This window comes from Bacteroidota bacterium, assembly GCA_018692315.1.
In the GTDB taxonomy this organism is placed as follows: domain Bacteria; phylum Bacteroidota; class Bacteroidia; order Bacteroidales; family JABHKC01; genus JABHKC01.
The window spans coordinates 1-15530 of sequence record JABHKC010000023.1 but is presented as its reverse complement, the minus strand read 5'-3'; the positions used below and the strand labels follow the sequence as shown (position 1 = coordinate 15530).

Annotated in this window: 12 protein-coding genes; 11 read left to right on the top strand and 1 reads right to left on the bottom strand. The window is 33.2% G+C overall.

Annotation, left to right across the window (positions count from 1 at the left end; genetic code table 11):
- Window positions 1-64 precede the first annotated feature (64 nt).
- The 7 genes from rlmN to rfaE2 all read left to right on the top strand — a co-directional run bounded on the left by rlmN (window position 65) and on the right by rfaE2 (window position 5277).
- Window positions 65-1105: a 23S rRNA (adenine(2503)-C(2))-methyltransferase RlmN gene (gene rlmN / locus HN894_01715; GenBank protein ID MBT7142026.1), complete on the top strand. Its 1041-nt coding sequence runs from the start codon at window positions 65-67 to the stop codon at window positions 1103-1105.
- Window positions 1106-1174: 69 nt separating this feature from the next.
- On the top strand, window positions 1175-1654 hold the full coding sequence (locus HN894_01710; GenBank protein ID MBT7142025.1) for a hypothetical protein: 480 nt from the start codon (window positions 1175-1177) through the stop codon (window positions 1652-1654).
- A 256-nt stretch (window positions 1655-1910) separates the two neighbouring features.
- Window positions 1911-2414, top strand: coding sequence for a hypothetical protein (locus tag HN894_01705; GenBank protein MBT7142024.1), 504 nt, complete (start codon window positions 1911-1913; stop codon window positions 2412-2414).
- Between the two features lie 94 nt (window positions 2415-2508).
- Window positions 2509-3348 (top strand): pantoate--beta-alanine ligase, encoded by an 840-nt coding sequence (locus HN894_01700; protein MBT7142023.1) that lies wholly within the window; start codon window positions 2509-2511, stop codon window positions 3346-3348.
- 61 nt (window positions 3349-3409) lie between these two features.
- Window positions 3410-3763: an aspartate 1-decarboxylase gene (locus HN894_01695; GenBank protein ID MBT7142022.1), complete on the top strand. Its 354-nt coding sequence runs from the start codon at window positions 3410-3412 to the stop codon at window positions 3761-3763.
- 3 nt (window positions 3764-3766) lie between these two features.
- Complete coding sequence (locus HN894_01690) at window positions 3767-4777, top strand: flippase-like domain-containing protein (protein ID MBT7142021.1); 1011 nt, start codon at window positions 3767-3769, stop codon at window positions 4775-4777.
- 11 nt (window positions 4778-4788) lie between these two features.
- Entirely contained in the window at window positions 4789-5277 is a 489-nt protein-coding gene (gene rfaE2 / locus HN894_01685; protein MBT7142020.1) for a D-glycero-beta-D-manno-heptose 1-phosphate adenylyltransferase, read from the top strand.
- A gap of 36 nt (window positions 5278-5313) precedes the next feature.
- On the opposite strand, the gene priA is transcribed toward rfaE2, so the two are convergent.
- A complete protein-coding gene (gene priA, locus HN894_01680) occupies window positions 5314-7827 on the bottom strand; it encodes a primosomal protein N' (GenBank protein MBT7142019.1) in 2514 nt (837 codons plus the stop codon).
- Between the two features lie 396 nt (window positions 7828-8223).
- Here priA and HN894_01675 point away from each other — a divergent pair, with 396 nt between their 5' ends.
- The 4 genes from HN894_01675 to HN894_01660 form a co-directional block, all read left to right on the top strand.
- Entirely contained in the window at window positions 8224-8616 is a 393-nt protein-coding gene (locus tag HN894_01675; protein ID MBT7142018.1) for a hypothetical protein, read from the top strand.
- Window positions 8617-8698: 82 nt separating this feature from the next.
- The gene (locus HN894_01670) at window positions 8699-11629 is read left to right on the top strand and encodes a hypothetical protein (protein MBT7142017.1); all 2931 of its coding nucleotides are present in this window, start codon (window positions 8699-8701) and stop codon (window positions 11627-11629) included.
- Between the two features lie 62 nt (window positions 11630-11691).
- Window positions 11692-14835 (top strand): PKD domain-containing protein, encoded by a 3144-nt coding sequence (locus HN894_01665; protein ID MBT7142016.1) that lies wholly within the window; start codon window positions 11692-11694, stop codon window positions 14833-14835.
- Window positions 14836-14846: 11 nt separating this feature from the next.
- Window positions 14847-15530: hypothetical protein (locus HN894_01660; GenBank protein MBT7142015.1), on the top strand; the 684-nt coding region annotated here is incomplete at its 3' end.

Here is a 15530-nt window from a genome sequence, read left to right as displayed (position 1 = left end):
TAAAATATAAACAAAATTCAATCAATTCCTGAAATTCAAGAATCATATTTCAAACTGAAATTCGATGAAAACAAAACAAAATATACGAAACTGTTCATATGAAGAATTAGTTTCATTTCTGAAAAAAGAAAACGAAAAAACATTTCGCATAAATCAAGTTTACGATTGGATTTGGAGAAAATCCATAGGCTCCTTTTTCGAAATGAAAAACATTCCAAAAACAACAAGAGAATTGTTGGAAACAAATTTTTTTATTGATAAAGCTATTCCTGAATTAAAACAAGAAAGTAGCGATGGTACAATAAAAACAGTTTTTCGACTTATAGATAAAACCTATGTTGAAGGCGTTCTAATTCCAACAGATAATCGCACAACTGCCTGCATCTCATCTCAAGTTGGCTGCAATGCTAAATGTAGCTTTTGTGCAACCGGAAAAATGGCATTTAAAAGAAATCTCACTGCCGGCGAAATCTATGACCAGGTTTTTGAAATAAATAAACAATCGGAGGAAATTTACAATGCAAAACTTTCGAATATAGTATTTATGGGTATGGGTGAACCACTCTTAAATTATGAGAATACTTTAGGCTCACTTGATAGAATTATTTCTGAAAAAGGACTTGGATTTTCGCCACGTAGAATTACTTTATCGACTGTTGGAATTCCGAAAATGATAAAAAAATTAGCCGACGATGATATAAAATTTAATCTTGCTGTTTCCTTGCATACTGCCAACAACGAAAAAAGAAATAAAATTATTCCTATCAATAGAAAATACCCTATAGATACCCTTATGGAATCATTAGTATATTTTCATGAAAAAACTAAAAAACGAATTACTTTTGAATATTTACTTTTAGAAAATTTTAATAATAATATTGATGATGCACAAGAATTAGCCGAACTTTGTAAAGCTATTCCCGTAAAAATCAATCTAATAGAATACAACGAAATTGACAATAGTAATTTTAAAAAATCGGCAGAAGAAAAAACCATTGCTTTTGCAAATTATTTAGAAAGCAAAAATATGTTGGTTCAAATTAGAAAAAGTCGTGGACAAGACATTGATGCGGCTTGCGGACAATTAGCACTCAAACATAAATAAATTATGCCTTTATAACGTTTAATATTGCTTTAATGGCAATTTCAAATAAATCACTAAAACCCTAAGCAAATGAAAAATTTAAAAATTATATTTCTTTTCAGCTTCAGCATAATACTTTTACTAAATTCCTGTAAAAAAGACGACGACGAGTACAAATACAATTTTGAAGACCAGGAACTTTCCGGACAAATAGCTGGCGAAAGTTGGACTTACGAAACAGGCGGTGTGTTTATAAGTGATTTCAACCATCCGCCACTATTCGATTTTAGAATTTTTGGAACTGATACTATTAGCCCCTGTTCATATAATATTGCAAGCAGATCTTTATTGTTTTTCACTCCAATGGAAATTGGTTTGTATGACATTGCCGATTATCTGGTAACTTTTTATGCCGAAGGCGAGGAAACTGAAAATTTAATAACAGTTTTAGGAGCTTTTGAAATTCTAACAATCGATACTGCTAATAAAATTATTACAGGAAGAATGGATGCAAAATATGACGATGACAATTTTGTTAACGGAAATTTCAGTCTGACAAGTTGTTATTAATGAATTATGAATTAACTTATGGAACCCTCTAAAAATGCAAATTTCTTCGTTGTTTCGCAATTTTAAAATCCTCATTTACAATAGTAAACTCCGGTTTTTAAATTTCTTACGCCTTGAAATTTACTATTTTTAGAAGTCCCCATATTTTCCAATTGTGAAAATCTAAAAAAGTAGCAACCAAAATAAGATGAACTACATCAATTATGAAATGTTTTTATTAATTGACTTATAATTTATTAATTCGTATTTGACTTTTATGAAACGAGCTTTTTATTTCTTGACTCTAAGTTTTTTTGTAGTAATAATTTCCTCCTCATGCTCGAAAGATCCAGAAAGTACAAATCAATACAATTTTCTTTCGCAGGATCTTTCTGGAGAAATTTCCGGCAGAGAATGGATATATAGGTCTGGAAATGCTTTTTCTTTTCGGAACGACTCAAGCCAACAAATGCTCGACATTGCACTTTACGAACATCTAAGTTTAGACCCATGCAACTATGCTTTCACAGGGAATGATGTTTTGTTTATTATTCCGAACAAAACTGGATTATACGAACTTCAGTTAAATTTTTCGGAAAATGAAAATATACAAACTTTAACTATAACCAACGATGAGCAAGAAAATATGATACTTTCGGAAGGAGCAATTGAGATATTTTCTATAGATACAGTTTATAATATTATGAAAGGTCGCATCGATGCAAAATATGACAATGACAATTTTGTAAACGGCATTTTCGAAGTGCTTCTATGCGAATAGATTTTTACAGATAAAATATTTCCCGACAACTTGATAAGGAAAAATTACTATAGAATTGCTAGCATTCAACAAATCAGCTCAAATTTACAATTTAATGAAAATATTCAAAAGTATAAAAGATTTACAAGCAGAACTTAAACTCTGGAAAGCGCGAAAAATGACAATAGGTTTTGTCCCAACTATGGGAGCATTACACAAAGGCCATCTTTCTTTGATAGAAAAATCGAGAATTGAAAATAATATTACTGTAGTAAGCATTTTTGTAAATCCGACACAATTCAACAATCCGAACGATTTGAAAAAATATCCACGGACCATTGAAAACGATTCGCTTTTGTTGAGACAAGTGAATACTGATATTTTATTTTTTCCATCGGTTCAAGAAATTTATCCAAAACCTACAACACAAAAATTCGATTTCGGACACTTGGATAAAGTTATGGAAGGCAAATTCAGAGCAGGACATTTCGATGGAGTTGCTCAGGTTGTCAGCCGTCTTTTCGACATTGTTAGGCCAGATAATTCGTATTTCGGACAAAAGGATTTTCAACAACTTGCAATCATAAAAGCGATGGTGAAAATCTTAAAACTTTCGGTTAAAATTCATGCTTGCCCAATTGTTCGAGAGACAGATGGTTTGGCAATGAGTTCAAGAAATCAACGTCTTTCAGAATCCGAAAGAAAAAATGCCGTAACAATTTCTCAAGTTTTATTCGAGTCGAAAGAATTTGCAAAAACTCATTCTCCCACAGAAACAAATAAATGGGTAATTGGAAAAATCAATTCAAACCCAATTCTAAAACTCGAATATTTTGAAATTGTAGATGAATTAAATTTGCAAAAGATAAATTCCTGGAACGAAAAAAACAATAAAGTTGGGTGCATTGCAGTTTTTCTTGGCCATGTGAGACTTATTGACAATATTGTTTATTAGAATTGAAGCCCTAAAATTTTAATTTGATACTTCATAATTTTTTATTTTACTTTGCAGCATTATGTTTATTGAAGTTGTAAAATCGAAAATACACAAAGTTAGTGTAACAGAAGCAAACCTGCAATATGTAGGTAGCATCACCATTGACGAAGATTTGATGGAGGCTGCTAATATTATTGAAAACGAAAAAGTTCAAATAGTGAATATCAATAATGGCGAACGGCTTGACACTTACGTAATTAAAGGCAAAAGAAATACCGGTATGATTTGTTTGAATGGTCCTGCTGCCCGCAAAGTAGAAATTGACGATGTTATAATAATTATTTCGTATGCCTCTATGGATTTTGAAGAAGCTAAAACCTTCAAACCAAACTTAGTCTTCCCTGATACAGCAACCAACAAACTCATACAATAATCATTGAAAAATATAGTCTTAAAAATTTTCAACTATTTGATTTTTCTATCAATTTCTATTGGACTGCTTTATGCAGCATTCAGAGGAATTAATTTTGAAGAATTATGGACAGACATTAAAAGTGCAAATTATTCATGGGTTTTATTTTCACTATTTTTTGCACTATTGGGCTACGTAAGTCGCGCCTTGCGTTGGTATATTTTAATAGAACCATTAGGTCATAAGCCAAAAAAGACTTCGGTATTTTACGCTATGGCAATTGGCTATTTTGCCAACATGGCAATTCCTCGCATTGGCGAAATTACTCGTTGCGAAACTCTCCGCAGAACTGAAAAAATTCCTTTCGATGCCCTTCTCGGAACCGTGATAGTAGAGCGAGCCTCAGACCTCTTAATGCTGATACTCCTAATGATTTTTGTTATAATCTTTAAAGTGGAGCTATTCGGAAAATTTATTTTTGAAACTATACTTGATCCCTTTTTTAATTACATTTCAACAGTTTTTGACAATCTTTTCTTTTTTTGGTTAATACTATTTTCGCTGAGCACTGTCTCGCTTTTTTTAATATATTTTTATCGAAATAAGTTGAGAGAATATGAACTTATAAAAAAAATATTTGAAATTGTAAAAGGTGTAATGACAGGAGCCAAATCAGTTTTTCATATGAGAAAAAGAAGATGGTTCATTTTTCATACTTTATTCATTTGGTTGATGTATATCCTTATGACTTATGTTGTGTTTTTTGCAATAGAACCAACTTCTGTATTAAATTTTGTGGACTCTATTTTTATGCTGATATTTGGAGGAATAGGGATGACAATTCCAACACCTGGCGGAATTGGTTCGTATCACGAATTAGTAAAAGTTGGCCTTTCATTATTTGAAATTAATGAAGTTGACAGTGCAGTTTACTCAATAATTACACACGAATCGCAAGCATTTTTAGTAATAATTCTCGGGTCTTTTTCCATTTTAATGCTATTTGTGAATAGGAGAAAAAAGTCTTTGAAATAAACTTTTCTAAAATGCAAAAACTTCAAAACATTAAAGCAAAAATTCTTACTGAAACTACTTTAATATCGAAACTAAATTATTGGCGTTTTAAAGAAAAAAAAATTGTTTTTACTAATGGATGTTTTGATATAATTCATCGGGGACATATCGAATATTTAGCTCAAGCTGCCGATTTGGGGGATGTATTAATAATTGGTCTAAATACAGATAATTCAGTAAGAAAATTGAAAGGAGAAAACCGTCCGGTTCAAGAACAAAACTCAAGGGCATTGATACTTGCAGCTATGAGTTTTGTTAGCAATATTATTTTGTTTGATGAGCAAACTCCTTATGAATTGATAAAACTTGTTCAGCCCGACATACTCGTGAAAGGTAGCGATTATAAAATAGAAGATATAGTTGGTTACGATATTTTAAAAGCTAAAGGTGGAAAAGTTGAAACTATTGATTTTGTTGAAGGTTTTTCGACTACTGAAATATTTAGTAGGATTAGCCTTTAGCCCATAGCCACGAGCAAAAAGCCAACAGCCAATTTCCTAAAAAGGATCAACATCAAAAATTATTTTCAAACTTTTAAATTCATCCATTCCAAGAACTAAATTAGCTTCGTTTTGCAAAATGCTCTTGGCTGATAGCTGCGATTTTTCTTTTTCGAGTTTTATTAAAATATTTTTCAAATACCAATTTTGTATTCTTGAAACTGCCGGAAACTCTGGTCCTAAAACTCTTTCCTTAAATATATTACGAATATTTCTTGCAAAAAGATTTGATGCAAGGTTTAAAACATTCAAGTCTTTATGTTTAACTGTAATTTTTATTAAACGAAAAAAAGGAGGATAATTAAATTGTTGCCTTTCAGACATTTGATTTGCGTACATTGCCAAATAATTGTTCGATACCACATTTTGAATTATCGGGTGATCCGGGCTTGCTGTCTGAATTATTACTTTTCCCTGCTTATTTTTTCGACCAGCTCTACCGCTTACTTGTGCCATAAGTTGATAACTTCGTTCATGCGAACGAAAATCGGGAAAATTCAACATATTATCGGCATTTAAAATTCCAACCAAACTAACATTGTCGAAATCTAAACCTTTAGTTATCATTTGAGTTCCAACCAAAATATTGATATTTCCTTTTTCGAAATCGTTAATTATTTTTTCGTATGCTTTTTTCGAGCGTGTAGAATCCAAATCCATCCGTTTGATTTTAATATTTTCGAAAAAAATCGAAATATCGTCTTCTACTTTTTCAGTACCAAAACCTCGAGTTTGCAAACTACTGCTACCACATACTTTACAAACTTTTATACTTTCCTGAACGTCTCCACAATAGTGACAATTCAAATAATTCTTATATTTATGATAAGTCAGACTAACATCACAATTGTTACATTTTGGTATCCATGCACATAAGTTGCATTCCAGATATGGCGAAAAACCTCTACGATTTTGAAATAGAATTATTTGTTCATTATTTTTTAGAGCAGCAGAAATATTTTCGAGAAGCATTGGTGTGAAGTGCGATTTCATTTGCTTCTTTTTATATGCTTCTTTTGTGTCGGCAACAAATATTTCCGGCAGGTTAATGCCAAGGTACCTTTGTTTTAACTCAACGAGAGAGTATTTTTTGCTCATGCAATTAGCATAAGTTTCGAGCGAAGGAGTTGCAGTTCCGAGCAATGTTTTTGCTGAAAAAAAATTTGCCAGAACTATTGCAGAATCTCGCGCATTGTAGCGTGGAGCTGGCGAAAATTGTTTATAAGAATTTTCGTGTTCTTCGTCAATTATTATCAAACCTAAATTCCTGAATGGCAAAAAAACCGATGATCTAACCCCAAGAATAATTTGATAGCTATTTATATCTTCAACATTTTGTATGCGATTCCAAATTTCGACTCGCTCCGAATCAGAAAACTTTGAATGATAAACTCCAATTTTATTTCCAAATATGTTTTTTAAACGATTGATAATTTGGGCAGTAAGTGCAATTTCAGGAAGCAAATACAAAACCTGTTTCCCTTTTTGTAAATATTCTCTAATCAGATGAATATAAATTTCTGTCTTTCCGCTTGAAGTTACACCATGAAGTAGAACCACATTATTTTTGTCAAAATCCTTTTTGATTTGTTTTAAAGCAATCTGCTGATTTTCATTTAGTTCGTTAAGTTCTTTTGTTTCTACTTCTGAAAAATCCAGCCGGTTTATCTCTTTTTTTATGTTTAAGAATATTTTCTTTTTTATTAACTCATTTACAATTTGTTGGCTACAGTTTGATTTATGCAGAAGTACTTTTCTTTTTATACTTGAAACTTTTGCTTTTTCGATGCTCGGAGCAGATTGTAAAAATGCCATAAGAGCTTTTAGTTGTGCGGGAGATTTGCTCAAGGAATTAAAAATCCCTTCCAATTTTTTTTCGTCCTGAAACTCCGGATTTAATTTTAAGTAATGCTCATATTTTGGTTTATAAATATTTTTTAGTTTTTCTTCAAGCAATATTGCATTTTTTTCCAGCAAAGATTTAATATTTGTGATAGATTGTTTTTGGTTCAACAGAGAATTTATTTTGTTAAATGTTAAACCTTTATCTTTGTCTAAGTTTCTTAAAATTATTTTTTCTTTATCGCTTAATGCCTCAAAATTGCTGAATGTAGGATTTTCTAAAACTTTCGATTCGCTTTCCAATTTCAACCCAAGAGGTAGAGCTGCTTTGTAAATTTCGCCAAGAGTGCACATATAATATTGCGAAATCCAATCCCAAAATTTCAATTGGAAAATATTTACTATTGGGTTTTCATCCAAAACTGTGAGAATTTCCTTAGTATCATACAATTCTGGTTTAGTCTGATGGATTTTTTTTGCAATTGCTGTGTATATTTTTCTTTTCCCAAATTGTACTACGACTCTATGTCCGGGCTCAATTTTTCCTTGAAATTGTTTAGGTATGAAATAAGTAAATAATCTTGGCAATGGGACGGGCAAAATCAAATCTGCATAATCGGACTTACAATTTGTAGAATTATTGAATGGGATAGTGTTTTCAATAGTCATTTTCTGAGTTTAGGATTTTTGTTTATTTCTAATTCTCTTATTTAATGTGTGTTTAAATTTATTTTTTAAGCAAATCTAAGAAAATTCATTAATCATTTCATTATAATGATAAAAAAATTACACAATAGCCCATCCCTACAGGATTTTAGCAAGCATTATTCTTTGCCCCGAATGATAATTCGGGGCTACCAATTGAAAATCCCTATGAGATTATAAGCACATGCTACCAATAGGCAATTTTCATATGATTTTTTTTGCAAAAGTTTTGGACATTTGCCAGAGACAAAACCTTCTGGTAAATTCCTATGGAAATTGGAAATGAACAAATATTTTTTGTTAAACAACCATTAATCATTACTTTCGTCTTTTTTCTGAATTTTAAATAAATAATGTATTATGAAAAATATTGGAATTTTAACCGTAAGTTTTTTGATTTTGTTTTCTGCAAACCTTTTCTCCCAAGAAAAAAATGAAATTGTTGCATATTTCGAAAATACTCAAGATGTACTATCAGTGGATGGAGAAACTGCTCTCTCATCATTTTACCTCAAGGTAGATGAAGTTCAACTTGATGTTATTAAAATGAAAGCACAAAGACATATTAATGGATATGAGTTAACTGTAAGTGAGACTTTAAACAAAGATGGAAATTATGAATGCTCTTTGACTTTTAAGTTTAAAGCAGATATGGCATACCTTCACAAAACATTTTTGTTTTTCGAAGTAGCTAAATTTCAATACAATAATACACTCTATAATTTAGACCAATTTCTTTCAACAGTAAAATGAAATTAGAAATTGGAAATTTGAAGTTAGGCACTGACCAATTTCTAATTTCCAATTTCAGTTTAATTATATAAACTAAAATATTATGAAAAATAGATTATTAAAATTAATCCCCGCAATTTTCTTGCTTGTTTTATTCAATAATGGAATACAAGCCCAAATATTCGCAGGCAACGATTCTTTAATTTGTGGAGCAGGAAATATTAACCTGAATGCTACAATTGCTCCATTATATGGAACAAACATTTATACTTTCGAGATAATTCCTTATGCTCCGGAAGTTTATGGAGGTACACCAGTGCCTTTTCCTGGCACATGGTGGGACGATGTTGTTTCAAGTACACTTACATTACCTTTCGAATTTTGTTTTTTCGGACAAGTTTACACTCAATGTTGGGTTGGTTCTAATGGGTGGGTAAGTTTCAGTCCTGGACAACCATCCACATATACATCTGCCGCAATACCAAGTCAGGCCTTTAGTGTTCCTAAAAATTGTGCAATGGGACCTTGGGAAGACTGGCATCCTTCTGTAGGTGTTGGTCCTTATGTTTACTACTATGTTACAGGAACCACTCCAAACAGGAAATTTGTCGTAAACTGGGATAATTGTCCTATGTTCTCATGTACAACTACTTTAGGAAAATTTCAGATAGTTTTATGCGAGTTTTCAAATGAGATTTATAATCATTTAACAAATAAACCTACATGTTTTGCCTGGGCTGGAGGAACCGGAACACAGGGAGTACATAACTTCAATGGATTAGTAGCTCATACAGCACCCGGAAGAAACTCAACACAATGGCAGGCTCAATTAGAAAGTACCAGATTTATTCCTGGTGATATAATTCCACCATCATCAATTCAATGGTTCGATATTATGATGAATTCTATTGGAACCGGACCTTCAATAACAGTTAACCCAACAGGCACTGTTTCTTATATTGCAGGCATTTCAGGATGTACTGGAGCATTATATACCGATACAGTTACATATACAATTGATGCAGCAAGTTTGGCAATGGGTCCAGGCAGCTATTTAAATGTAGATTGTTTTGGAGGAAATACTGCGAATGCAGTTGTAGAAGTAACCGGTGGAAGTACACCTTATATTTTCGACTGGTCAACAGGTGCGTCAAATATTGTTAATGTGCCTTCTGACGAAATTACTAATCTCACAGCCGGTGTTTACAGTTGTACTGTTACCTGGGGAGGAGGTTGCAACGAATCTATTCCATTTACTGTTACTCAAAACGACCAGATGAGTGCTTTAGCAAGCACAACACCAGAATCTTGTCCTGGTGCTGTCGATGGAACTGTTACAATAAATATTAATAATGGAACTGCTCCTTTCGTTTACAATCTATCAACTTTCCCTACTTCTCCACCGCAACCATTAAGTAATTATACATTCACCGGAGTGGCGTCCGGCAATTACAGTATTACTGTTACCGATGTATATGGTTGTACTGCGCAATCGGGAGCAGTCGTTGCTGAATTATCCCTTGATATTACTGCCAGTAATACTTTAATAAGTTGTCATGGCGACACAAATGCCTCTGCAATCGTAACTGTTATAGGAGGTACACCTCCATATTCATACAATTGGTCGAACGGATATACAACACAAGGAATTACAAATCTTGCAGCTGGAACTTATCTTGTAACAGCAACCGATACTAAAGGATGTACGATTGATACTTTGGTTTCATTTTCTGAGCCTGCTCCATTGATTTTATATGCTTCAGACGACCAGACAATTTGTTTAAGTCAATATGGAAATATTGTCTCAACTTGTATTGGAGGAACTACCCCATATAATTATATTTGGTCAAATGGTTTTACATCTCCAATGATTACTGTAAATCCGTCATCTTCAGAGACATATTGCGTCTATTCTATTGACTCATCAGGCTGTTATAGTAATGAAAAATGCGTAACTGTAAACGTAAATCCAAAACTATCTATTGATGTTTCTACCGATATAAATTATACTTCAATGGCAAACACAATTTGTAGAGGAGATACGGCAACAATTTGGGCAGAATTGTCAGGAGGAAACGGCGGCCCTTACTTTTTCAATGTCTATAATGGCGCTGCAATTAGCCCACCTTACGATGTATGGCCGGAAATAAGTCAGGAATATATTATTATCGGTACTGACGGTTGCGGAACACCTGCTGTTACTGATACAGTGATGATTGAAGTTCTGGAAGCTCCAACAATTAAATTCAAATCGAATGTAATAAAAGGTTGTCAACCTCTTGAAATTCAATTTATAAATGAAACTGAAACTGCTGAAGAATTAATTTATCAATGGGATTTTCACGACAGTGAATTTCTAAACTATTCTTCTCTCAGAGAGCCAAATCATGTTTTTCAGAATGACGGTACTTATGATGTAACACTTCAGGTAACTACCTTAGAAGGTTGTATTAAAGAATTTACCAACGAAGAAATGATTAAAGTTTTTGCACAACCTGAGGCAAGATTTTCTGCCGATCCTGAAATAGTATCAATAATTCAACCCGAAATTAGTTTTGAAAACTTATCTATTGATGCCGATTCCTGGTTCTGGATATTTGGCGATGGCGATTCTGTTTTAATTGAAAACCCAAAACATTTGTTCCCTGAAATTGGGAAATATCTTGTAACTATGATTGCTCATAAAACTTATGAAAATACTGTAACTTGCATAGATACAGCTTATACTGAAATTGAAATTATAGACCAAAACACAATCTATGTACCTAATGTAATAAACCCACTTAGCAAAAATCCTGATAATAGAATTTTTCTTCCAATCGGTCATGGAATACAAGTCGAAGACTATCAGTTACTAATTTATAATCGATGGGGAGAACTTGTTTTTGAATCCGACGATCCTGAAATGCCTTGGGATGGAACAGTAGGAAAAGGAGAATTAGGAGAAATAGGCTCTTATGTGTGGATACTTCATTATGTTGATTATTCTGGCATAAAGCAGACAAAAAAAGGAAGCGTATCAATTATTTATTAAGTTTAGACAAAAACATCATTGACTCATTACAAATTTGAGCCTTGTTGTAAAAACATACAGATATGAAATTAAAATCATTTTTTATATTTTTCATACTTATAGCATCATTAAACGTGCAAGCACAAATTGGTGTTGACACAACTTTGAAAACGGCTTACGAATTAGTTACTGAATATCTTGTAAGTGGTTGTATAAAAGTTATGAATGTTTCTTATACAGGAAGTCCTGCAGCACTTGGTGGATTTGGATCTGCCAGTGGTGCATTTATTTTTGAGCAAGGATTAATTTTAGCCACAGGAAAGGCAACAAATGCCATAGGTCCGGACGATGATATCGGAACAATAAATGGTGTTGATTTGGGCTATCCCGGAGATCCTGATCTTGATAATATTACTGCTTCAAATCAAACATATGATGCTTGCGTAATTGAATTCGATTTTATTCCTTCTGTTGATACAATTAGATTTAATTATATTTATTCCTCTGAAGAATACCCAGAAAATGTTTGTTCGGATACCAACGATGTAATTGGAATCTTTATAAGTGGACCAGGTGTACCTTTTACTAATTTGGCAGTAATTCCGGGTACAACAATTCCTGTAAATGCTAATTCAGTAAATAGTGGAACCGCAGGAACTTGTCCAACTTGTAATTATTGTTTAAGCTTAGCTTACGATGGATTATATGCCGGAGGAAATACTGCCTGGATGCAATACGATGGTTTCACAGAGATTTTAGAAGCAAAATCATGGGTAAGTCCTTGTCAGACATACCATATGAAAATATGTATTGCCGATGGTGGCGATGGGTTTTACGATTCGGGACTTTTTCTTGAAGCTGGTAGTTTAGGCGAACCAACAGTTCCAACAGGGAAAAATTATAGTACGGTTGGTTCAGACAATGATATTTATGAAGGATGTGATAATTATTATGTTTTTACTCGTCCGGGAACAAGTGGAATGGCAACAGCATACACTTTTGACATATTAATAACAGGAAATGCTACAAATGGTGTTGATTATTCAAGCTTCCCAACAACAATAACTATTCCTATGGGTGATTTGACAGACACAGTTTTTTACTCTGCATTTATTGATAATAATAATGAAAATACTGAATATTTCATAATTTCATTGGTTGGAGAGTGTTTGCCATGTATTTTTTCACCAACTAACGATACAATTTTCATAAAGGATAATTATACACTAAATGCTGGAATTTCTGAAAATGATACCTCCATTTGTACAATTATACCGGTCGGATATGATCTGCATTCTTACATCCCTCCCGAAATGGACCAAAGTATAATATCATACCAATGGAGTAATAATTCTACAAATCCTGATATTTCTGTAATACCAACACTCGGTGCTGCCACAACTTATTGCCTGACAGTAACTGATGCTTGCGGACAAATTACAGTAGATTGCATTACATTTACAATTTCTGATCTTACAGGATTAAATGTAGTTTCCGAAGACCTTGATTGCTTTGAAGTTTGCGAAGGAACAGTTACAGGAACGCCGATAAATGGCTTTGCTCCTTATACTTATTTAGTAGATTCAATAACATCATCATCGAATGTAATAAATGATTTATGTGCAGACAATTATAAACTTTTTGTAGTTGATTCTTTAGGTTGCATTGATTCTGCCCTTTTTGTAATAAATCAACCAACACTTGTTGTGCCAGAATATTCATCTATTTCTGCAAGTTGTGCCGGACTGAATGATGGAAAAGCTATTGTAACCATTGTTGGAGGAGTTCCTCCTTACGAATTTCTTTGGTCAACTGGTTATGTTTTCAATGGAATAGTTAGCGATACATTAAACGATATTGGAGCAGGAAATTATTCAATCACTGTTACCGATGATAATGGTTGTTCACAAATTCTCAACGGACCGGTAGAAGAACCCGAACCTTACGTTTTAGAAACATCGACAAGCACATATATTTGTCTTGGGCAAACTACAACAATGTTTGTAGAAGGTGCCGGAGGTACGACTCCATATTTTTATGAATGGGAATCAGGCTTTTCCGGCGGAGCATATTCTGTTACACCTTCAGAAACTACAACTTATTGGATTACGGGACACGATTTGAATGATTGTAGAGCAGATACTTCCGTCATTACAATTCATATTTGGCCTGATATTAGTGCTTCACTTGCTACCGATAGAGATTCTATTTGCTTTGGAGATGAGGTATCAATTTTTATAGACTCAATTTGGGGCGGAACAGGTGGACCATACACTGTGAAATTCTCAGATGGTGTTCATACAGATATTTTAGCACCACCATATTTTCTTACACCTGAGCAAACAACCACTTACTCAATTGTAGTTGACGATTGGTGTGGTTCGCCACAAGGTAAAGCTTCTATAACAATTTCAGTTTTTAATGAACCAGAAATTGAAATATTTGCCGATATCTATGAGGGTTGTATTCCACTTGAAGTAAACTTTTCAGAACTTCTTTATGAAGACGGAAGAGAATACGTTTGGGATTTTGGCGATGGATATGCCGATATTGGTGCTGACCTTTCAAACCCAAAACATACATATCTTAATGAAGGAACTTTCGATATTTCAGTAGAAGTATCTTCTCCGGTTGGGTGTAAAAATTCTCGTGTAGCTCAAGATCTAATAACAGTTTTTCAAAAACCTGAAGCTCGATTCACAGCTCATCCTCAAATAGTAAGTATAATAAAACCAATTGTTTATTTTGAAGACGATTCTGATGTTTCGCAAGGATATTTGACTTACTATTGGGATTTTGACGGATTGAATGATACATTGATAAATACACAAAATCCGGAATATGTTTTCGATGAAATTGGAACATACACTGTTCAATTGTTTGTTGAAAGCAACAAAGGTTGTAAAGACTCTGTAATGCAAGAAATTGTAGTGAGAGACGAATACACTTTTTATGCACCAACAGCAATTAGCCCCAAAAGTGATATTTCTAAGAATCAAACTTTCATGCCAAAAATAATTGGAGTTGATGCCGACAATTTTCATATGCTTATTTATGATAGATGGGGAGCAAAAATATTTGAAACTTTTGATATATATCACCCTTGGGACGGAAAAGCTTATGGCCAGGATGTTGAAAGCGGTTCAATATATCCATGGGTAATTATTTATAAAGACAAGAATGGTGGAGACCACCGAAAATCAGGAACAGTAACAGTAATTTTTTAAGTGGTTCTAATATGAAAAAAATAATAATAGCATTATCGTTTATAAGCTTTGCAGTAATAATGCAAAGCCAGCCAATAATGGTAAATTCAAATACCTATACCAATGCACAACTTGTTACTGATGTTTTAATCTCAGGTTGCCTTCAGGCAGGGAATGTTACCTATATTGGAGATCCTTTATCCATAGGCTATTTTGCCGATCCGGGCAATAATTTTGACTTTGCTGCCGGTGTAATTTTATCGTCCGGGTATATTTCTGATGCACCTGGACCTAACAATTCTACTGGAATAACTGGAAACACAACAGGACCGAGCGATCCATTATTAAATGCCATTATTCCACAAACTACAAATGATGCTGCCAGTTTAGAATTTGATTTTATCCCTTCTGCAGATAGTTTATTTTTTAGATATTTATTTGGTTCAGATGAATATCCTGAATTTGTGAATAGTAGTTTTAACGACGTTTTTGCTTTTTTTCTATCAGGGCCAAATCCTGGAGGAGGGAATTATATAAATTATAATGTAGCTTTAATTCCGGGAACAACAACACCTGTTAGTATTAACAATGTAAATAATGGTCAAAATTCACCACCTACAGGGCCTTGTGTAAATTGTGCCTATTATTTTGATAATCTTGCAGTTAGTAATCCAAACCCAGCAGTTGAATATGATGGATTAACTACACCATTAGTG